The sequence below is a fragment of the Lacibacter luteus genome (genome assembly GCF_004118265.1).
GTDB classification, from domain to species: domain Bacteria; phylum Bacteroidota; class Bacteroidia; order Chitinophagales; family Chitinophagaceae; genus Lacibacter; species Lacibacter luteus.
This window is the reverse complement of record NZ_SDHW01000001.1, coordinates 1,111,026-1,132,331: the sequence shown is the minus strand read 5'-3', so window position 1 is coordinate 1,132,331 and position 21,306 is coordinate 1,111,026. Positions and strand designations below refer to the sequence as shown.

Sequence of the window (21,306 nt, the reverse complement as noted above, 5' to 3'; positions counted from 1 at the left end):
AAGAGTTGTATTAAACAGTAATAAACATAAAATGAAAGCAAGGTTATTTTTTTTAATTGTCATCTGTTTTCAATTGATGGGCAAAGCTCAAACGTATAAATTAAAAACCTTTGCGCTTTCTGATGTACGATTGCTTAACAGTCCGTTCAAACAGGCACAGGAAACAGATAAGAAATATATCCTTGCAATGGATATGGATCGTTTGCTTGCACCGTTTCTAAAAGAAGCAGGCATTGAAACAAAAACGATCGGCTATCCCAATTGGGAAAGCGATGGATTGGGTGGACATATTGGCGGGCATTATCTTTCTGCATTGGCGAATATGTATGCAGCAACAGGTGATGCAGAAGTTTTGCGGCGATTGAATTATATGATCGATCAATTAGAAAAATGCCAGCAGAAGGATGCAGATGGTTATGTAGGTGGCATACCCGGCGGTAAAAAAATGTGGCAGGATGTGGCTGCAGGAAAAATTAATGCCGGCGGTTTTTCGCTCAATGATAAATGGGTTCCACTCTATAATATTCATAAGCTGTATGCAGGATTGATCGATGCGTACAGCATAGCGGGCAATCAAAAAGCAAAAACAATTCTTGTAAAACTATCCGATTGGTTTTACAGTGTTGCATCGAAACTGACTGATGAGCAACTGCAAACAATTCTCCGCAGCGAACATGGTGGTATGAACGAAGCGTTTGCAGATGTGGCAGTGATCAGCGGCGATAAAAGATATTTAGAGCTTGCAAAACGTTTGTCACACAAAACAATTCTTGATCCACTGCTGCAACAAAAAGATGCACTCAATGGGTTACATGCCAACACACAAATACCAAAAGTGATCGGCTTTGCACGCATTGCCTCCATTGCAGGCGATAGCAGCTGGACAAATGCAGCCAACTTTTTCTGGAATACGGTTACACAACACAGGACTATTTCCATTGGAGGCAACAGCGTAAGAGAACATTTCAATCCGGCAACTGATTTTTCTTCCATGATCGAAACAAAAGAAGGCCCTGAAACCTGCAACAGTTACAATATGCTCAAGCTCTCGAAGCAATTGTTTCTTGCTCATCCTTCTGCTACATACATGGATTACTACGAACGTACACTATACAATCATATTCTTTCGTCGCAACATCCTGATGGTGGGTTTGTTTATTTCACACCTGTTCGTCCACGGCATTACCGTGTATACTCGCAACCGCAAATGGGTATGTGGTGTTGTGTTGGTACAGGTTTAGAAAATCATGGAAAGTATGGTGAGTTGATCTATGCACGCACTGCAAACGATCTGTATGTCAACTTCTTTATTCCATCCACACTTAACTGGAAAGAAAAAGGTTTGCAGGTAAAACAGGAAACAGCCTTTCCTTACAGTGAAGAAACGCAATTGAAGATCAGTATTAAAAAACCACAGCAGTTTGCAATTGTTTTCCGTTATCCTTCGTGGATAAAAGAAGGAGCGCTGAAAGTATTTGTAAATAATAAAGCAGTAGCCGTAAAACGAAATGCAGATGGTTATGCATCAGTAACACGTGTTTGGAAAACAGATGATGTGCTTACGATAAAATTACCAATGGAAATTAAAGCGGAGTTTTTGCCCGACAGTTCATCATGGGTATCATTTGTACGTGGCCCGATCGTATTAGCAGCTGCAACAGATTCAACAGGCTTAACTGGGCTGAAAGCAAATGAAAGTCGCAACGGACATATTGCAAACGGGCCTTCGTACCCGATAGATGATGCACCAATGTTCGTAACGGCTGATAAGAAAAATATTACATCACTGCAACCGGTAAAAGGCAAAGCATTTACCTATACTGCATCTTCATTTGTTTATCCGGCGAAGTATAAGGAGCTGCAATTAGTTCCTTTTTATACGATTCATGACAGTCGTTATATGTTGTACTGGCGATATGCCACACCAGCACAATTAGAAACCATTAAAGAAGAGATACGCAAAAAAGAAGAAGCGAAAATTGCATTGGAAAAAATAACTGTTGACCAGGTTGCTCCCGGTGAACAGCAACCGGAATCGGATCATTTTTTTAAAGGTGAACAAACAGAGTCGGGTGTGCATAGAGATGGTCACTGGCGCACAGCAAAGAAATGGTTCAGCTATGAATTGAAGAATGCAGATGCAACAGCACGCACATTACGCATTACTTATTTCGGGCAGGATCGTAACCGTTTGTTTGACATTTATGTGAATGATGTATTGCTGCAAACTGTTGAGCTGAACGGAACAAAAGGCGATCAGTTTTTTGATGAGGATTATGTATTGCCTGCTGAAGTAGCCAAACAAAAAATGATCATTGTGAAGTTTGTAGCAAAAGATAAATCAATCGCTGGTGGCATTTATTATGTGCGGTTGTTGAAATAAAAAATCATTTAAAAGTTGATAAATGAAAAAAGTATTACTGTTTTTGTTTTTTATCATGTCGTTTGTGAGTGCATTTGCACATCATCCCGACTCCGTTTTTGTAAAGGGATATACGACGGGTAAGAACGATAATAAAAACGGCTTGCACATCGCTTACAGTTTTGACGGTAAGAACTGGATCAGCATTGGTAACGAATTTTCTTTTTTGAGAAGCGATTACGGCAGATGGGGTTCAAGTAAAAAGATGTATGATCCTGTTTTGGTAAAGAACAGCAGCACAGAATGGGCTTGCTACTTTTTTACAGAAGCCGAGCATAAAGTGGTGGGCGTTGCAACCACGAGTGATCTTGTTTTATGGAAGCCGCAGGATTATTTTTTGTATGAGGAAGTGAAGAAAAAATTTCCGGCAATCAATAAAGCATTGAGCAATGCAACTGTTGTTTATAAACAACCTTGGAGTTTTGTGCAGGCGTTGATCAATCATACCGACCTGGAAGCATATCGGAATATGCAATACAGCGTAACAGCACAAAGTTTTGCAGAAAAAAATCCATCGCTGAAACCTGTGAATGTGTCATTAAATGTACACATGGATAGAAAGAAAACGATCAGCGATAAACTGGTTGGTGTGTTCTTTGAAGACTTGAACTATGCAGCCGATGGTGGCTTGTATGCAGAGCTGATCCAGAACAGGGATTTTGAATATTCATCGAAAGACAGAAGAGAATGGAACAGTACAACTAACTGGATAAATAAAAATGGAAAATTGATAATTGAAACTGCTCAGCCTGTTTCTAAAAATAATCCGCACTATGCTGTGTTGCAAAGCGGCGATGAAATTGTAAATAATGGATTTGATGGCATTGCTGTTACGGCAGGGGAGAAATATGATCTTTCCTTATTTGCACGTTCGGTAAACAAAGGAAGTCTGTCTGTTGTGTTGACAGATAGCAATGGCAACAAAATTTCAAATGAAATAACCATTGCGGCGAATGCTGCAAACTGGAAACAATACAAAGCAGTATTGATTGCAAACACATCATTCAAACATGCACGGCTTTCTGTTACTGCAAAAAAGAATGAAACAGCTGTTGATCTTATTTCACTTTTTCCACAAAAAACATTTAAGAACAGAAAGAATGGATTGAGAGCAGATCTTGCACAAGCCATTGCAGATATTAAACCTCGCTTTATGCGTTTCCCCGGTGGATGTCTGGCGCATGGCAATGGGTTGGATAATATTTATCAATGGAAAAATTCAATTGGTAAACTGGAAGAACGCAAACCTGATTTTAATTTATGGGGTTATCATCAAACAATGGGGCTTGGCTATTATGAGTACTTTCAGTTTTGTGAAGATATTGGTGCAGAGCCTTTGCCTGTACTTGCGGCTGGTGTTCCCTGTCAAAACTCAAGTCATCATCATCAAACAGGCATTGCAGGTCAGCAGGGTGGTATTCCGCTCAATGAAATGGATGCGTATATACAGGACATTCTCGATTTGATCGAATGGGCCAATGCAGATAAATCAACAACATGGGGAAAGCTGCGTGCAGCAGCAGGGCATCCTGCACCTTTCAATTTAAAATACATTGGCATCGGTAATGAAGATCTGATATCAGAAGTGTTCAAAGAACGCTTTGCAATGATCTACAAAGCCATTAAAGCGAAGTATCCTGACATGATCGTCATCGGAACAGTAGGGCCGTTTTACGAAGGAAGCGATTACAGTTTTGGTTGGGACTTTGCATCGGCAATGGGTGTGCCAATGGTGGATGAACATTATTATGTCCCACCGGCATGGTTGATCAATAACCAGGATTACTATGACAAGTACGATCGTACAAAACCGAAAGTTTATCTCGGTGAATATGCAGCACATGTAAGAGGCAGGCCCAACAATATGGAAACTGCTCTTGCAGAAGCGTTGTATTTGTGCAGTGTGGAACGAAACGGTGATGTAGTAGAAATGACTTCGTACGCACCATTGCTTGCGAAAGAAGGACACACGCAATGGAATCCGGATATGATCTACTTCAACAACAGCGAACTGAAACCCACGCCGGGTTATGAAGTCCAAAAGATGTTTGGCAACAATGCAGGTGAAGAATATATTGAAAGCAGTGTTACTGTCGATCATGGTAATGCAGATGTTCAAAAAAGGATTGCAACATCAATTGTAAAAGATGTAAAAACAGGCGACCTTATTATAAAGCTCGTTAACCTTTTACCTGTTGAAGCGACTGTTGATTTTAAAGATCTGCAGCTTGGCAATTATCAGATAGAAAAAACAGTACTACAAGGAAATCCTGATGATAAGAATTCAAAACCTGTAGTTACAAAGGAAGCTGTACAAAACAATAAACTGCTGTTGCCGAAATATTCTTTCACTGTTTTAAGAATAAAAATGAAATAACAATCGGATGAATAGTGAAGAGAAGTTGTTTCATGTCAATAGGCAGAATTGGAAATAAAGAGAAGGCGATTCAATTAGAATCGCCTTCTCTTTATAATAATAAATAAAAAAGCCACCCGAAGGCGGCTTTTAAAGCTGTGGAGAATACCGGATTCGAACCGGTGGCCTCTTGCATGCCATGCAAGCGCTCTAGCCAACTGAGCTAATTCCCCGATGGGTGGCAAATATAGCAGTTTTTAGAAAAGAAAATCATTCGCCTTTTTGCACTTATCTTGCGCTAACGATTGTAATTAATAAACTTTAGCTGTATGGATATTCAGTTCAACAGGAATGAAGATCAAATGAAACTTTCGCTTAGCGAAATGCGTAAACGTATGCAAAAGATCTATGAAGGTGGCGGTAAAAAATCAATCGAAAAACAACGTGAACGCAACAAACTTACTGCACGTGAACGCATCGACTATCTGAAAGATGCGGATAAACCATTTATTGAACTCGGTGCTTTTGCAGGTTACGAAATGTATTCAGAGCAAGGTGGTTGTCCGGCAGGTGGTACAGTTGCAGGCATTGGTTATGTGAGTGGACGGCAATGTATCATTGTTGCAAATGATCAAACAGTAAAAGCAGGTGCATGGTTTCCTATCAGCGGTAAAAAAAATCTGCGTTTGCAGGAGATAGCAATGGAGAATCGCTTGCCCGTTATTTATTTGGTTGATAGCGCCGGTGTATTTCTCCCAATGCAGGATGAAATTTTTCCCGATAAAGAACATTTCGGTCGCATCTTCCGCAACAATGCACGTATGAGTGCAATGGGCATCACACAAATTGCTGCTGTGATGGGCGCATGTGTTGCAGGAGGTGCTTATCTGCCGATCATGAGTGATGAAACATTGATGGTAGAAGGTAATGGTTCGATCTTTTTAGCCGGACCTTATTTAGTGAAAGCAGCAATTGGTGAAGATATTGATGCAGAAACATTGGGAGGTGCTGTTACACATACTGAGTTGAGTGGTATTGCCGATTATAAATTCAAGACCGAACAGGAATGCTTAGACGAAGTAAAGAAGTTGATGAGCAAACTAGGTGAAAAAAAGAAAGCCGGCTTTGATCGTATAGCTGCTAAGCTTCCAATAAAAAATGCTGAAGAATTGTATGGGTTATTCCCTGCCGATGGGAAGCCTTATGATATGCTTGAAGTTATTGAGCGAATTGTAGATGACAGCGATTTCGATCAGTTTAAACAGGACTATGGGAAAACCATTCTTTGCGGTTATGCACGTATCGATGGCTGGGCAGTTGGTATTGTAGCCAATCAACGAACCATTGTAAAGAATAAGAAAAATGAAATGCAGTTAGGCGGTGTGATCTATAACGACAGTGCCGATAAAGCTGCACGTTTTATCCTCAACTGTAATCAAAAGAAAATACCATTGGTGTTTTTGCAGGATGTAACCGGTTTTATGGTAGGTAGCAGAAGCGAACACAGCGGCATTATAAAAGATGGAGCTAAAATGGTGAATGCAGTTGCGAACAGTGTTGTACCTAAGATCACGATTGTAATTGGTAATTCTTATGGGGCCGGTAATTATGCCATGTGCGGCAAAGCATACGATCCACGGTTTATTTATGCATGGCCAACAGCAAAAATTGCGGTGATGGGCGGTGAGCAGGCAGCAAAAACATTGTTGCAGATACAGGTAGCTGCTATGAAAGCAAAGGGCAAAGAAGTAAGTGCGGAAGATGAGAACAAGTTGCTTGATGAAATTAAAGGCAGATACGAAGCGCAAACAACGCCTTACTATGCCGCTGCACGGTTATGGGTAGACGAAATTATCGATCCGGTTGAAACACGTAAAGTAATCAGCGAAGGAATTGCTGCAGCAAATAATAATCCGGATATGGATGATTTGCGAGTGGGGGTGTTTCAGGTGTAATGCAGCTTCGTCGGTACAGCCCCGGACCGGCAGACGTATTATAAAAGCAAAAGCCCCGATTCGGGGCTTTCTATATTTTGAAGCGTTATGTTTATCGCATCTCCTTCGACATCGCTCAGGATATTATTGCGCTGTTTTCAATTCCTTTGAGGTATTGAATAATGCATATCCACCAAAGAACATTGTGCAGAACAGAACTGTTGCAGCTAAGCTACCTCCGTAAAAAGGAATACCATCAACATAAGTTGCCATCAAACCTGCAAATGTTTTCGGATGACCATAACCACCACCACCGATCCATACTAAAAAGTTGCTGATAAGAAAATAAGCAGTCGGTCCGGCAAGTGCGCCAGCAAAAATCTGTAATACTTTCTTTTGGTTAATAAAGAAGCCGATTACCGTTAAGCCGACAAATAAAATATAGTTGGTTAACTGTCCGCCATAAAATCCTTTGATAGAAGAAAGCCCGGCACTGTATAGAACCTGGTACAATGCATCGCTAATGAACATGCTGAGGATAGGTAATGCAAATGCATATTTTTTATCCTTTATGACCGAACCTGCAAACAGTGCAATAGCGATTTGTGGTGCAAATCCGAACGGGCGACCGGGGATAATGCGGTAAAGTGCAGCTACAATAACGAGCGCAACCAATGTAATAATGTATGTTTTAGTCGACTTCATAAACCTGTATTAGGCAACAAAAATAACTAAAAACAGTTGCCGAACGTTCATTTTTTCAGGCTGCCATTCACGATATGTGGATAAGCGGGAATCGATTATTTTAGTGCTATGGCAAAACACATCAAAACAGGCGAAGAAGGAGAGGAGCTGGCAACAGCCTGGTTGCTTGCTCAGGGTTTTGCTATACTGCATCGCAACTGGAAGCATTCTTATTTTGAGCTGGATGTTGTTGCTGCTAAAAATGAGGTGTTGCATTTTGTAGAAGTTAAAACAAGAACAACCGACACCTACGGTCATCCTGAAGAGGGAGTAACAGAAAAAAAGTTAGAACGGTTGATGAATGCAGGTGAAGAATACCTGCAGCAATATCCCGGTTGGAAGAGGATTCAGTACGATATACTCAGCATTCGGTTACACAAATACAAAGCACCGGAGTATTTTTTTCTGGAAGACATCAGTTGATCACAAAGTGAATACCAACCATGCTATTATTGATGTATAATTTTTTTTGAAAATTTAATTATCTGATAAGAGCAAGGTTGCCTTTCCGCTCAACTTTTCCACAAAGTGTGTTTGCTTTTATGTAGTAAACATAATTGCCGAGAGGTGACTGCCGTTCTTTGAAAGTTCCATCCCAGCAAGCTATTGGGTTAGTTGTTGAAAAAACAAGTTCGCCCCAAATATTGAAAATCATGAATTGAAATTCAGTTATTACTCCCCAGTTTTTAACACCGAAACAGTCATTTAATCCATCGCCATTTGGCGAAAATGCATTTGCCATAAAATAGTTTCCAGTTGCAGCAACGTCTGGCTTAACAATGAGTTGAAGCGGTTGTGAAGAACAGCCAGAATTTTTATCACGCACAATTACATTATAATTATTGGGCGAAAGGTTTCGAAAAAGGAATGAAGATTGAAAGGAAACTCCATCAACACTGTATTCATAGTTATTACCAATAGGGGCTGTAATTGTAATTGTTCCCGAGGAAATTGTACAATTGGGTTGTTCAGTTACTGATGCAGTTGCAATTGTAGGAATAACAGGTTGCTGGTTGATGATTACATTGATACGTGAAGAGATACATCCATTACTGCTATTGTTTGTAGTAACGGAATAAGTGCCGGGTGTTAAACCTACAAAATTTCCTGAGGCTTGCGGATTGTTTCCATTGAGGCTATATAATAAATCTGCTCCTAAAGGAGAAACAATTGTAAAAGATCCCGTTTTAACCGTACACCCTGGTTGTGAAATAGCCCCAATAACCGGAATGGCAGGATTTGCGGGTACAGGATCAACAGATAATACTGTTGAAGTTGCAAGACAGCCGGTTAAATTGTTTCTTACAGTCACTGAGTAACTACCTGGCGATAAACTATTGAAAACCGTACCTGATTGAAATTGCACTCCATCAATACTGTAATCATAAAATGCTCCAAGAGGAGAATTTATTGTAATTGTACCGGTTGGTATAATACAATCTGGTTGATCTGTAACAAGGGCCTTTGGAACAGGGGCTGAGTTTGTTGCCGGATCAATTGAAACGGAAGATATGGGTGATAAGCATCCATTTGATTTGTTTCTTACGATAACATTGTAAGCTCCTGGTGCCACAGCAGTAAATACAGGACTGTTTTGAAAATTTGTACTATTAATACTGTATTCAAAATTATTGCCAAGGGGAGAATTGATAGTTATACTTCCAGTTGCAATTGTACATGTTGGTTGTAAAAGTGTAGCAACAGGTTGTTGAGGAGTAGCAATTGCTGTTATAGCAATTGTAATACTGTCTTTACACCCATTTATATCTTTAGCGATAAGTTTTACATCGTAGGATCCCTGATTGTTAAAAGTGTAGGATGCATTTTGTGTTGCTGCCATTCCAGCGTTTCCAAAAAACCATTGCCAACTATTAACAGGAAGACTATTCGTGAATCCCAAACCGCTAAACATATAAGAATTACAAACGGGGTTACTGAAGTTTATTCGAACTGAGTCGATATTTTTTTTGAAAGGGGCGGTACTAATAGGTAAAAAATAATTATACTGTGTTAATCCTTGTGTGCCAGTTTGCGCCCCAAAAGCGAAATTGCTATTATTTGTAATGATTCCGTTTGCTCCACCATTGTTATTAATTATTACATTGGTCGGCTTTGTAGCTTGTTTTAGAAGTACTATTCCGCCAGAACCGCCCGCCCCAGGCCCATGATTTTTTAATAGAGAAGATACTAAAACGGATGTGTTGTTTGCGCCTTTGCCACCTATTGCAGTTACAGTTAATGCAGAAACAAATTGATTGGCAGAAATGAAAACAGTACCCCCGGCACCACCGCCACCCATGCCTTCATTGCAATTAGTTGTACATGCTTTCCCGTCATTCCCATTTGCAATTATTTGAAATCCATTGCTCGTAATTGTTTCTGCGGATATCAGTATGATTCCACCACCATTTCCGCCATTAGGGTTAAATGCATTTCCCCCTAATGGATCATTTGCATCACCTGCGCCACCACCGCCTCCAAGAAATAGTTTATTTACTGCATTTGTATAACTTAAAGCTAAGCCCGGGCTACCACCGTTTGCGAATGGATTATTGCCACAACCTTCGAACTGGTTTCCTCCTTGTCCACCAGCCGTACCATTTGAACCACCACCACCACCTGCATTTACAAGATTTCCTCCACCGCCTCCATTTGCAAGCTTTCCTCTGCCAGACATTTTTGCACTGCTCAACTGAGCGATTCCTTCACCTTTACCTTGCGAAGCGTTTCCATTTGATGGATAAAAATAATTGTTTGATTCACAGCCTGGCTGCCAGCTATTTAATTGGCTATTGATTGCTACCCCACCTCGGAAACCTCTGCCAGAAACATCAATGTTTTGCCCCATGCTAAAGTTGTTTTGAACATTTAAAGCAAGTATGCCACCTTTCTTTCCATCCCAAGGAAGGCATGTGAGCACTTGTGTATTACTATAGGAAGAATAATAGGGAACACGAATCAGCTGAACTACTCCTTGGGGTATTTCATAAGTTCGTAGGAGCGTATTTTTTAAATCAATAACATTGCCATTTATTGCTCTTATGTAGTTATACTCATAGTTCCCAGCACTTTTGTAATCTGTTACATTGCCAAATGATGATGTGTTGGAGCTGTCAATTGCAGCGCCTTTCATTTGAAATAATAACACCGTATCTCCAACTTTAAATTCAGAAGCATCTTCTACAATAAGCTGATTCAGACAAATGTCATAGTTCAACACCGGGGTATATTTGTTAATAATGGTAGAATCAACAGGTAGGGCGATTTGCTCGCAGGAATCGATAACATAATTGCATGTTGGCAAAGTGCTATTTGAAATAGCTGAACCTCCCAAAGTACCGTTAAATGTGGTGTTCCCTTGCTTATTTAATAAATTGTCAAAAGTATAATAAGCCAAAAGCCCTGTTTGAGTTGTGGGATTCGGTAGTGATGTATTCATGTAGGAACGAATCTGAGCTTGCGATCTGACTGTATTCCAAATTCTAACTTCGTTTATATAGCCGATAAAATTCGTATTGTATGTATTGGCATCATAATATCCAATATGGGTATTCAAGTTGTTTTGAAAAAGGTTTCCAGATGCAGGTACACTACTAATGAGGTATCCGTTGCGATAAAATTTTAAAGTAACTCCGTCATAAACCATTGCTGCATGATAGACTTTATTAAGTTGTATGTTACAGGCAGGGGGTGTGCAGAAATAGCCATTACTTGTAGTTATTTCAGCATTATTAGGACGTAGCAAATAATTTACATCACTTGGTCCGGTGTGTTTTGACACAAGGTCTCCAGCCCATAAATATCCACCTGAATAAGGTGTTGTTCTTGAAAAAATTGCTTCCACCGTAACTTGATTACCAGAAATATCTAAGTCGCCAACATTAACAAATGAATTATATGAAGGCAACTGCAACCAATTATTACAAGGAATATTCAGCTGTGCAAAACAAAAGTTGCAAGTAAATAAAAAAAGAGAGGTTAGTAATTGTCGCATGGAAGTGGTTATGTGGTTATCACATAATTTATCTTTAAAATACACCCGTATAGTTAAAAGGCGAAATTTTCAGTAACTCTTTCTTTACCTCTGCACTCACTTTTAACCCTTTAATAAACGTCTGCATTGATTTTTGTGTAATTGCAGCATTGCCTCTTGTTAATTCTTTCAATGCCTCGTAAGGGTTAGGGTAATTTTCTCTGCGGAGAATTGTTTGAATAGCTTCTGCAACTACTGCCCAGTTATTTTCGAGATCTTGCCTGATTTTTTCTTCGTTCAACAATAATTTATTCAATCCCTTGTCGATCGATTTTAATGAAAGTATGGTGTGTGCAAACGGAACGCCGAGGTTACGTAACACTGTGGAATCAGTTAAATCACGTTGTAACCTTGAAACAGGAAGTTTGGCCGATAAATGCTCCCACAAGGCGTTTGCAATGCCCAGGTTACCTTCAGCATTTTCAAAATCAATGGGGTTTACTTTATGTGGCATGGCACTGCTGCCCACTTCACCTTTTTTGATTTTTTGTTTGAAGTAATCCATGGAAACATAGGTCCAGATGTCTCGGCATAAATCAATCAAAATGGTATTGATACGTTTGATGCTGTCCATTTGTGCAGCCAAACTATCGTAATGTTCAATTTGCGTTGTGTATTGCTGGCGCTGTAAACCGAGTTGTTGTTCAACAAACTCATTACCGAATTTTACCCAATCCTTTTTAGGGAAAGCGATGTAATGTGCATTAAAGTTACCGGTTGCACCGCCAAATTTTGCGGCAGTAGGTAAGGCCGACAGTTGTTGCAGCTGATTTTCTAATCGTTCAACAAACACCATTATTTCTTTGCCCAGCTTTGTTGGCGATGCTGCTTGTCCGTGTGTACGTGCCAGCAACGGAATATTTTTCCAATCTTTTGCAAAGCCTTTCAGTTTTAAAATGAGGGTTGAAACAGAAGGTAACAAATCGTTTTCCAACGCTTCTTTCCATGAAAGCGGAATAGCCGTGTTATTAATATCCTGCGATGTAAGACCAAAGTGAACCCACTCTTTCAGATCGTTGAGCTTTAATGCTTCCAGCTCACGTTTTAAAAAGTATTCGACTGCTTTTACATCGTGGTTGGTAATGCTTTCAAGATTTTTAATTTCCTGCGCCTGCTCAACCGAAAAGTTCGTTACAACATCTTTCAAGGCCTGCTTTTGCTGGGCAGTAAGTTTAAAGAACTTCTTTTCACTAAGGAAAAGGAAGTATTCAATTTCCACCAGCACACGGTAACGGATCAGTGCAAATTCGGAGAAATAAGCATCGAGTTGATGTAATTGGTTACGATAGCGTCCGTCTACCGGAGAAATAGCTGTTAGATTTTGAAGTTCCATGAAATTGTTTACAGTTTGTAGTTAATCAGTTGACTAAAGTATTGCTACATATGGTTGTTGCAACACAAATGTGCGACGCAACAGAAGCTCAATAGCAGCAAGCCGTCTGCCCACCAAAAAATCCTTTTCTTTGCAGCGCAAAAGTAAATGAATTGAAGAATACCGACGTAACAAAACCCCTTTCCCGGGTTTATTAATCGGCATTATGCTACAAATTTGTTTAAAGGAAATGATGAGCGAAAAGCATAAGATAAAAGTTGGCGCAGTAAGTTATTTAAACACAAAACCCATGATGTATGGTATGCAGAACGAAGCATTTCTGCAGGACCATGAATTGGTACCGGGTTATCCGGCGAGAGTAGCCGAAATGCTGAAAGCTGGAGAGGTTGATGTGGCCCTTGTGCCCGTGGCTTTATTGAAAGAATTACCCAACTATTTTATTGTAAGCGATTATTGTATTGCGGCAGAGCATGAAGTGGCTTCGGTTTGCCTGTTCAGCGAAGTGCCGGTTAACGAACTAACTACTGTTTATCTCGATTATCAAAGCCGAACTTCGGTGGCTTTGGCAAAAGTGTTGATGAACGAATTCTGGGGCATTCATCCCGAAATTATCAATGCGCAGGATGAAAGCTACCGTACCAAAATTGAAGGTAGAACAGGCGCAGTGGTAATTGGCGACAGGGCATTGGAGCAACGCCGACTCTCTACTTATATTTACGACCTGGCCAGCGAATGGCAGGCTATGACCAATCTTCCTTTTGTATTTGCCGTTTGGGTAAGCTTAACTCCTATGGGCGAAGATTGGATAACTCGTTTTAATGCTGCCAATGCCGAAGGTTTTTTACATATTGATGAAATTGCAGAAGCCCAAAAGTATCCGGTATACGATTTAAAGAAATATTATACGCACAACATCAGTTATTTGCTTGATGATAACAAACGTAAAGGCATGGAGAAGTTCCTGGCTTTTTTGAATGCATAATTTGTATTTTTAATGATGCAGCTTTACGGAAGACATCGTTTTTTTCTGCTGATTTTTCTTGCCTTTTTCCTGGCACATTGGAGTAATGCACAACAGCTGCGTTATGCATTTAAAAATTACACACCAAACGACGGATTGCCAAGTTCTGAAGTGCATAAAGTATTACAGGATGCACGGCATTACATGTGGTTTGCAACCGATCATGGTGTGTGCAGGTTTAATGGCTACGAATTTAAAACCTATAACCTGGCCGATAATTCCATTCTTGGCTTTTACGAAGATTATAAAAAACGCATTTGGGCATGGTCTTTTTCGGGCAGGCTGTTTGTGTTTGAAAATGAAAAGTTTGAAGAGTATAAGTGGAACAAAAAGCTGATGGCTTTAACACAGCCCGGAATTATTCAATCGTTTTATGTTGATACTGATGACAATTTGTTTGTTGCGAGTTCGGGACCGCATTCTTATAAAATTACCAAGAATGGAGATGCGATTGATTTAATAAAGATCAGGCCTTCGTCTAAAATCATTATGGCGCAGGCGGAGCAAGGGCATTTCTTTACTTATATAAGCGAATATCCAATACGATATAATGAGGGACCAAAATTACCTGAGATTTCAACATTTGTAAATATCCAAATGAACAAACGGACCTATCATGTTGAAGTGCCTGTAGTTGTAGTTCCTGAACGGTTTAAGATCCGGCAGATATCTGATTCGGAAGTTGTGATACTGTTGAGAGAATTTCAGGTTGATCTTAATTTACGAAACGGTAACTACCAGACCAAAAAGCTCAATTTGATCGTATACGACGCTGCTAACGTTGACGGTAATAAATACTATGCAACCGAAGATGGATTGGTAATTGAAAATAGCAGGAGTGAAATAGTCGCAACTTATTTAAAGGGTATTCATTTGGTGTCCATACTTAAGGATATGGAGGGAGGCTTGTGGCTAACAAGTTTAAATAGTGGAGTTTTTTATTTACAGCCGTCTCGAATTGCTCATCTTTCAAAGAATAATGAAATACTAAAGAAGAAGTTTTCTGCTCTTTATCAATTACAGGACAAAACATTACTCGCCGGGTTTAGTGATGGAGAAGTTGTACGTTTTAAGCCTCATTCTTTGTGGCAGAATTTCAACTTGGACCTAGAATCGGTTAATTCGTTTTATGAAGACACTTCGAAGGTGATTTTTGTGGGAGGTGTGATTTCGAATATACTTAGGGATGGAAGTTTTTTTGCCCGAACAGTTAATGGGCAGACCTTTCAAACAATTATCGGATTGTCAAATTTTGTAAAACAGAATGGAAATATCTACATCGGGATTACAAATAACATTGTAAAACTAAATTCCAAGAACAAGGAAGGGTTTGAGTTAATAACGCAGGAATCTTTCAGAGCCTCGAGGCTATTTGTTAACAACAAAGGAGATATGCTTGTAGGCAATGTGTTTGGTTTGTGGTATTACAGAAATGGAAGAATTGTTCCTTACGATTCAACAAAACCGCTCTTCTCTTCCCGGGTGACAGATATAGCAAAATTTAATGGAGGCCAGCTTTTGGTTGGCACCCGGGGAAAAGGGCTTTTGATAGAAGATGCAGACTCGTTAATTCAGTTAACAGAAAATACCGGACTGATAAGTAATAATATCAGGCGCATATTAGTTGATGAGGATAACGTATGGGTTGCGAGTAATAAAGGAATATCGATACTTCGTTTTACATCTTATGCACCACTCCGGTTTTCAATCAACAATATCAATGCAAGCGACGGTTTGCTTTCGAACGAAGTAAATGAATTGATCACCTATAACGATTATGTAATAGCCGGTACAAATACCGGTGCTTCATTTCTTTCAAAAAAAGCCTTTATCGGAAAAAGCTACGAACCCTTACCGTTGTATGTATCATCTATACGTATAGGTGAGCAAATAAGCTCAGAGGAGGCGTTGCTGGATGTAAGCAGCTTTAAGAGAAATTTAATTGTTCGTTACGAAGCACTCAGTTATTCAAATGTTGGCAAATTAAACTATCGTTACAGGTTGGCAGGTTTCGATTCAACATGGTTTTATACAAACAATCTCGAGATACAGTTTAATCCTTTACCATATGGCAAATATCGTTTGGAAATTCAGGCAAAACGGGAGTTTGAGCATTGGAGCGATCGTGTTGCCACAGTTTCGCTTTCAATACAGTGCAAAGCCCCTTTGTGGAAAACGCCGGTTTTCTGGGCCATACTTACGATGTTGTTGATTGCCGCCATATTCTTCTACTACAAGAAAAGAGAAAAGGAAATAAGTAAGCGACAACAAGAGAAAGAACTTTTACAACACCGGATCAGCGAAACAGAACAGCTTGCATTAAAGTCGCAAATGAATCCGCATTTCATTTTCAACAGTCTTAATTCAATTCAACAATATGTAATCGATCGTGATGTACAAGGTGCCAACAGTTTTATTTCCGGATTTTCGAAGTTGATGCGGCAAACACTCGATTTCTCATCGAAAGAAAAAATCACCTTAGAAGAGGAAATTGGCTATTTGAAAAATTACCTTGAGCTAGAGCGCATGCGTATGGAAAGCAAATTCGATTTTACAATAACAGTAGATGCTGTTTCTCCTGCTGCGGAACTTCGGTTGCCACCGCTGATGTTACAACCTTATGTTGAAAATGCATTGCGGCATGGTGTTCGTTATCTAAAAGATAAGAACGGGCACATTCAGCTTTCCTTTATTGAACGAAATGCTGTGTTGGAATGTATTGTTGAAGATAACGGCATTGGTCGTGACAAGGCAGGTAAGTTGAAGGCTGTTAATCCAATCGAATATCAATCGAGAGGTATGTCTTTAACGGCAGAACGGGTTGAACTGTTAAACAGAAATGCCGATAGAAAGATTGTTATTATAGTGAAAGATCTTACGAATGAAAGTGGCGAAGCCTGTGGCACAAGTGTTTCTGTAAAGTTTCCTGTTTAAATATGATGTTGCATGTAAATGCTGCTTACTTTTAATATTCTAATAGATTAAAATTGCTTTTATGCTTAAAGTGTTAACCGTTGATGATGAGCCGAAGAATTTGCGCATAATAAAAGAATTGTTGAAGGAGTATTGTCCACAGGCAGAACATGTTGGCGAAGCTGATAACATCGACACGGCCTACGATTTAATTAGAGAACTAAAGCCCGATCTGGTGCTGCTCGATATTGAAATGCCGCATGGGAATGCTTTTGATCTGCTGGATAAGATTATGCCGGTAAATTTTGAAATTGTGTTTGTTACAGCATTCGATTCGTATTCGTTAAAAGCCTTTAAATACTCTGCACTTGATTATTTATTAAAGCCTGTTGATATTAATGAATTAAAAGCTGTTGTAGCGAAAGCTGAATTAAAAGCAGGCCAAAAAAACATCAATGAACAACTGCGGTTTTTAATGCAGAATATTAAACAGCCAACAGGCGGCTTGCAGAAAATTGCGGTACCTACGTTTAAAGACCAACTGGATTTTGTCGATTTTCAAGCGATTTTATATTGCGAGGCAAGTGGTGCATATACTTATATTTTTACGGTAGACGGTCAAAAACTTATTTCCTCAAAAAGCCTCAAAGAGTATGAAGATATTTTGCCCGAAGACAGCTTCTTTCGGTTGCACCATTCCTACCTCATTAATCTTAATAAAGTAAAGAAATACCATAAGGGTAGAGGAGGGGAGGTTGAGATGGAAAATGGCACTTTCCTGGAAGTTGCAACCCGTAGAAAAGACGATTTTATGAAGCGGATCGGGTATTAGCCATAGCTTTTACACAGTTGTAAGTTTTTGCGGCACGGTTATATAGTTCCCCTTTGCAGGGCGAAACGTTTGTCTTTATTTCGTATTCGAAGGCCGTTGCGAAAGCCATTATGACCCATCTATATGCATTGAACCCCTGCTACAGTTAAATTAAAATAGGCTGTCCGTGGGTTCTTTTTCTTTTATAGCCCTGCTTTGTATATTTGTCACATAAGGCAAAAATGAGTTCCTCTCCTTTAATATCTATCTGTATTCCTGCTTACAAGAATGTTGTTTACCTGGAAAGGCTGTTTCAATCAATTCAGTCGCAAACCTTTCAGGACTATGAAGTGGTTGTAACAGACGACAGCCCAGATGATGCTGTAGGTAAACTGATTGATCAGTATCGCCCATCTCTGCCAATTTCATATTACAGAAATGCTACACCTCTTGGCTCTCCCGCTAACTGGAATGCTGCCATAGCACATGCAACAGGCCGCTGGATAAAAATTATGCACGACGATGATTGGTTTGCAGATGAACATAGTCTGGCTGTATTTGCAAATGCAACAATGCAAACAAAGGCTGTATTCATTTTTAGTGGTTTTGTAAATGTGCAGCTTGAAACAGGAGAGCAGCAATCTTTTGTACTCAGCAGCTCACAGGAACAAATGTTGCGGCGAAATCCTTTGTATTTATTTCGTACCAATTATGTAGGACATCCAAGTACAACACTCATCAAAAACGAATTAAAACAATGGTTTGATGAATCGATCAAATGGGTGGTTGATTTTGAATTTTATATCCGTGTGCTTCGGGAGCATTCGTTTTATGCTGTTAAACAACCGTTGATTCATATTGGCATTGGCAGTGAACAAATAACCAAAGCTTCTTTCCGCAAGCGGGAAGTTGAGCTGCCGGAGAATTTTTATCTGTTACACAAATTGGGCGCACAAGCGCTCAGTTATTTTTTTGTGTACGATTATTACTGGCGCTTAATGCGGAACCTGAAAATAAAAACAACTGTAGAACTGGAAGAGTATGTGCAGTTGCACCATGTTCCTGCTGTAATTAAAAGTATGATCAGCTGGCAGCAGAAACTGGGTGTTGATGCGCTGAAAAAATATGGGGCTTATTCAAAAATATGTATGAGCATTCATTATGCTTTGCACAGCCCGGGTAAGAAACAGTAATGCACTAGTTTTTTTTCAGAAAGCAAATAATATTTTCTCCCTGAAAATACATTTTACTGAAGTTGTTGTTTAAGGCAGCGAAGAATGCATTCGCAGTCCCATCTTTATACATATCGTGCAGCTCAATAACAAGAATGGTTACTTTTTTTAACCATTCAACAGGGCCTTGTCCGAAGATCTCTTTTTCTGCACCTTCCACATCCATTTTTAAAATGTCGATGTGCTCAATTTTCAGCAGATCCATAATGGCATCAATGGAATAGCCCTGTATGCCTGTTGTTTTGTTACTGCTGTTTAAAGTAAGGCCGGCACTAAACCCTTCGGGATTTTCTATTTGCAGCAATTCGTTCTTAAACCATACTGCAGCCTGCAAATGCTGAATATTTCCATAGCCTGAAGTATTTTGTTTAAGTAAATTAAAATTGGCAGTTACCGGCTCAATGCAATAGATCTTCGATTCGGGAAACAAATTGGCAAAGTAAACGGCGGCTAAACCAATATTGGCACCTGCATCAACAATAACAGCAGGATTCAGCTGTTCAATATCTTTCCATTTATATTGCAGCTCTGCAAAAACCTGGTTGAAAATATCAATATCAGAATCTTTTTTGCGTAAGTGTAAACGGTTTTTAAATAAACGGCTTTGTATAACGGCCGTTTGTGAAAACGAAAGGTTGATTTGTCTCCAGATTGAAAATCCTTTCCAGGCTCCGTAATTTCTGATTAAAAGAATGCATTGTATAATACTGTATCCGAGCCTTCGTAACATTCTGCTTAAGATATAAGAACGGGAATAATGTTTGTAAAAATTCGAAGATAGTAAATAACTTTCAGTCCTGATTTTATGAGTAAGAACTACGATCTGGCAGTAGCCTGGCGCATATATCCCGGTGTTTCAAAAACGCCGATCATTTTTCCGGATAACAAGTTTCAACTTGTTAAAACCTGTCTCCAATCTTTTCGTTTATCGGCTGATGGATTGCGGGTGCGTTATTTTTTTATTCTGGATGGATGTCCGCCATCGTATAATGAACTTATTCATTCAATCTTTCCTATAACAGATACAACAATTATTGAAACGCCGTCAATTGGCAACTGGGCCACTTTTAAAAAGCAAATTGAAATTTTACTTGAACAGGAGAATGCTGATGCTGTGTATTTTGCAGAAGATGATTATTTGTACCGCCCGGGAGAGTTTAAAAAAATGCTTGAAATGTTGAGGAGCGGAACTGATGTTGACTTTTTAAGTTGTTATGTACACATGGATACGTTTACACATCCAATCCATCAACATCCGAAAGAGCAACGTATGGTAAACGGGCAGCATTGGAAAACCGACAGCTCAACCTGCTTAACTTTTCTTACAACCAAACAAACATTACTTGCAACCAAGGATGTGTTATTAACGTATTCGAATGGCAATAACGATTGTGCAGTTTGGCTCGTGCTTACAAAAACATTTATTTTAAATCCGGTTGCCTATATCCGTTTCTTTTTTACGAATAAGGAGAGTTTCAATATTCTTAAAATGGCGGTGAAATACAGCCTTCGCTATTTCTTTTCCGGAAAAAGATACAAACTCTGGATACCATACCCGGCCATTGGAACGCATTTGGAAAAGGATCTTGTAAGCCCCGATGTTGACTGGTTAGGGTTGAGTAAAAAAATTAATGATGCGGATGCGTTTACTGCCGAGGCTTAAAAGCGTACAATAAAACATCCTGAAACTTTCCGGCTTCGTTGAAGTGCGTTATGAGATTATACTCAAATCCACTTTCTTCAAGCGTGTGTAACATTTTCGAAAAATCTGATCCGGAACGATCGATCATGTGATGGTATTCCATTACAATTTGTTGCAGATGGATTAATGCTCCTGTTTCTTTTAACTTAGGAAATACTTTTTTCTCAGCCCCTTCAATATCAATTTTTAAAAGGGAAGGCTTTGTGTTATTTAGAAATGCTGCAAAATCAATTCCTTTTACGGTAATCTTTTGTTCATCCATGCGGCTTGCAACTGTACTCATCATCAACGATGCTTTATGACTTGCGGCTGTATAAAAATCAAGTTCACCTTCTTCAGCCATTGCTGCATTGTTATAAAGAAAAACATGCTGCAGATTATTTGCTTTTGTATTTCGCTCCAGCATACTGTACGCAGAAGGATCGGGTTCGAAAGAGTGTATGGTTGCGTTGGGAAATTTCCATTTAAGATAAAGTGTAGCCATTCCGATATTAGCGCCGCAATCCACAATAACTGGGCTCTTTAAATCTGTTTGAAAATATTGGTATTCTTCCTGCACAAAAATTTCACGGAAAAGGATGCATAAGTTTTCGTAGCCATATCCGCTAAAAGTAAAATCAAGGATAGAGATTGTTACAATTTCATTATAACCTGCGTTTGTGTAGGATTTATATTCGAGGTACAGCAATGTTTTAATAAGCTGACGTTTTTGGCGTTTGCTTAATTGTTTTTTTTGATTGATCTGCTGAATTAATCCCAGAATACGCACAATTTTCTTCATAATCCGTTTATTTGCATGGCAAAT

The 21,306-nt window shown here is 39.4% G+C and carries 14 protein-coding genes and 1 tRNA gene; 9 read left to right on the top strand and 6 right to left on the bottom strand.

Annotated features, from left to right (window positions below):
• Positions 1-31 precede the first annotated feature (31 nt).
• Together ESA94_RS04305 and ESA94_RS04300 are read left to right on the top strand one after the other, a co-directional pair.
• The gene (locus ESA94_RS04305; protein ID WP_129129611.1) at positions 32-2,383 is read left to right on the top strand and encodes a glycoside hydrolase family 127 protein; all 2,352 of its coding nucleotides are present in this window, start codon (positions 32-34) and stop codon (positions 2,381-2,383) included.
• 22 nt (positions 2,384-2,405) lie between these two features.
• Positions 2,406-4,799, top strand: coding sequence for an alpha-L-arabinofuranosidase C-terminal domain-containing protein (locus ESA94_RS04300; RefSeq protein WP_129129610.1), 2,394 nt, complete (start codon positions 2,406-2,408; stop codon positions 4,797-4,799).
• Positions 4,800-4,937: 138 nt separating this feature from the next.
• Here ESA94_RS04300 and ESA94_RS04295 read toward each other — a convergent pair.
• Positions 4,938-5,011, bottom strand: a tRNA-Ala gene (locus ESA94_RS04295).
• Positions 5,012-5,107: 96 nt separating this feature from the next.
• Here ESA94_RS04295 and ESA94_RS04290 point away from each other — a divergent pair.
• A complete protein-coding gene (locus ESA94_RS04290) occupies positions 5,108-6,733 on the top strand; it encodes an acyl-CoA carboxylase subunit beta (protein ID WP_129129609.1) in 1,626 nt (541 codons plus the stop codon).
• Between the two features lie 123 nt (positions 6,734-6,856).
• Here ESA94_RS04290 and ESA94_RS04285 read toward each other — a convergent pair whose 3' ends face one another.
• Complete coding sequence (locus ESA94_RS04285; RefSeq protein ID WP_129129608.1) at positions 6,857-7,417, bottom strand: DUF6580 family putative transport protein; 561 nt, start codon at positions 7,415-7,417, stop codon at positions 6,857-6,859.
• 108 nt (positions 7,418-7,525) lie between these two features.
• On the opposite strand from ESA94_RS04285, the gene ESA94_RS04280 reads away from it, so the two are divergent.
• Positions 7,526-7,879: a YraN family protein gene (locus tag ESA94_RS04280; protein WP_129129607.1), complete on the top strand. Its 354-nt coding sequence runs from the start codon at positions 7,526-7,528 to the stop codon at positions 7,877-7,879.
• A 58-nt stretch (positions 7,880-7,937) separates the two neighbouring features.
• Here ESA94_RS04280 and ESA94_RS04275 read toward each other — a convergent pair whose 3' ends face one another.
• Entirely contained in the window at positions 7,938-11,450 is a 3,513-nt protein-coding gene (locus tag ESA94_RS04275; RefSeq protein ID WP_129129606.1) for a T9SS type B sorting domain-containing protein, read from the bottom strand.
• Positions 11,451-11,484: 34 nt separating this feature from the next.
• Positions 11,485-12,822, bottom strand: coding sequence for an adenylosuccinate lyase (gene purB, locus ESA94_RS04270; protein ID WP_129129605.1), 1,338 nt, complete (start codon positions 12,820-12,822; stop codon positions 11,485-11,487).
• 205 nt (positions 12,823-13,027) lie between these two features.
• On the opposite strand from purB, the gene ESA94_RS04265 reads away from it, so the two are divergent.
• The 4 genes from ESA94_RS04265 to ESA94_RS04250 all read left to right on the top strand — a co-directional run bounded on the left by ESA94_RS04265 (position 13,028) and on the right by ESA94_RS04250 (position 18,760).
• Positions 13,028-13,804, top strand: coding sequence for a menaquinone biosynthetic enzyme MqnA/MqnD family protein (locus ESA94_RS04265; RefSeq protein WP_129129604.1), 777 nt, complete (start codon positions 13,028-13,030; stop codon positions 13,802-13,804).
• Positions 13,805-13,816: 12 nt separating this feature from the next.
• Entirely contained in the window at positions 13,817-16,777 is a 2,961-nt protein-coding gene (locus ESA94_RS04260; RefSeq protein ID WP_129129603.1) for a sensor histidine kinase, read from the top strand.
• A 61-nt stretch (positions 16,778-16,838) separates the two neighbouring features.
• Entirely contained in the window at positions 16,839-17,588 is a 750-nt protein-coding gene (locus ESA94_RS04255) for a LytR/AlgR family response regulator transcription factor (RefSeq protein WP_129129602.1), read from the top strand.
• A gap of 221 nt (positions 17,589-17,809) precedes the next feature.
• Entirely contained in the window at positions 17,810-18,760 is a 951-nt protein-coding gene (locus tag ESA94_RS04250) for a glycosyltransferase family 2 protein (RefSeq protein WP_129129601.1), read from the top strand.
• 4 nt (positions 18,761-18,764) lie between these two features.
• Here the strand turns inward: ESA94_RS04250 and ESA94_RS04245 are convergent, their stop codons facing one another.
• Positions 18,765-19,529 carry an FkbM family methyltransferase gene (locus ESA94_RS04245; protein ID WP_129129600.1) on the bottom strand — a complete coding sequence of 255 codons (765 nt, stop codon included), beginning with the start codon at positions 19,527-19,529 and terminating at the stop codon, positions 18,765-18,767.
• A 75-nt stretch (positions 19,530-19,604) separates the two neighbouring features.
• Between ESA94_RS04245 and ESA94_RS04240 the strand changes: the two genes are divergently transcribed.
• Positions 19,605-20,462, top strand: coding sequence for a glycosyltransferase family 2 protein (locus ESA94_RS04240; RefSeq protein WP_129129599.1), 858 nt, complete (start codon positions 19,605-19,607; stop codon positions 20,460-20,462).
• On the opposite strand, the gene ESA94_RS04235 is transcribed toward ESA94_RS04240, so the two are convergent.
• Positions 20,446-21,282: an FkbM family methyltransferase gene (locus ESA94_RS04235; RefSeq protein ID WP_129129598.1), complete on the bottom strand. Its 837-nt coding sequence runs from the start codon at positions 21,280-21,282 to the stop codon at positions 20,446-20,448. The genes ESA94_RS04240 and ESA94_RS04235 overlap by 17 nt on opposite strands.
• Positions 21,283-21,306: the final 24 nt, after the last annotated feature.

Coding starts and splice junctions, on each gene's coding strand:
- ESA94_RS04305 (WP_129129611.1), top strand. CDS start 32: ATGAAAGCAAGGTTATTTTTTTTAATTGTCATCTGTTTTCAATTGATG.
- purB (WP_129129605.1), bottom strand. CDS start 12,822: ATGGAACTTCAAAATCTAACAGCTATTTCTCCGGTAGACGGACGCTAT.
- ESA94_RS04235 (WP_129129598.1), bottom strand. CDS start 21,282: ATGAAGAAAATTGTGCGTATTCTGGGATTAATTCAGCAGATCAATCAA.
- ESA94_RS04250 (WP_129129601.1), top strand. CDS start 17,810: ATGAGTTCCTCTCCTTTAATATCTATCTGTATTCCTGCTTACAAGAAT.
- ESA94_RS04260 (WP_129129603.1), top strand. CDS start 13,817: ATGATGCAGCTTTACGGAAGACATCGTTTTTTTCTGCTGATTTTTCTT.
- ESA94_RS04280 (WP_129129607.1), top strand. CDS start 7,526: ATGGCAAAACACATCAAAACAGGCGAAGAAGGAGAGGAGCTGGCAACA.
- ESA94_RS04285 (WP_129129608.1), bottom strand. CDS start 7,417: ATGAAGTCGACTAAAACATACATTATTACATTGGTTGCGCTCGTTATT.
- ESA94_RS04255 (WP_129129602.1), top strand. CDS start 16,839: ATGCTTAAAGTGTTAACCGTTGATGATGAGCCGAAGAATTTGCGCATA.
- ESA94_RS04265 (WP_129129604.1), top strand. CDS start 13,028: ATGCTACAAATTTGTTTAAAGGAAATGATGAGCGAAAAGCATAAGATA.
- ESA94_RS04240 (WP_129129599.1), top strand. CDS start 19,605: ATGAGTAAGAACTACGATCTGGCAGTAGCCTGGCGCATATATCCCGGT.
- ESA94_RS04290 (WP_129129609.1), top strand. CDS start 5,108: ATGGATATTCAGTTCAACAGGAATGAAGATCAAATGAAACTTTCGCTT.
- ESA94_RS04275 (WP_129129606.1), bottom strand. CDS start 11,450: ATGCGACAATTACTAACCTCTCTTTTTTTATTTACTTGCAACTTTTGT.
- ESA94_RS04245 (WP_129129600.1), bottom strand. CDS start 19,529: ATGTTACGAAGGCTCGGATACAGTATTATACAATGCATTCTTTTAATC.
- ESA94_RS04300 (WP_129129610.1), top strand. CDS start 2,406: ATGAAAAAAGTATTACTGTTTTTGTTTTTTATCATGTCGTTTGTGAGT.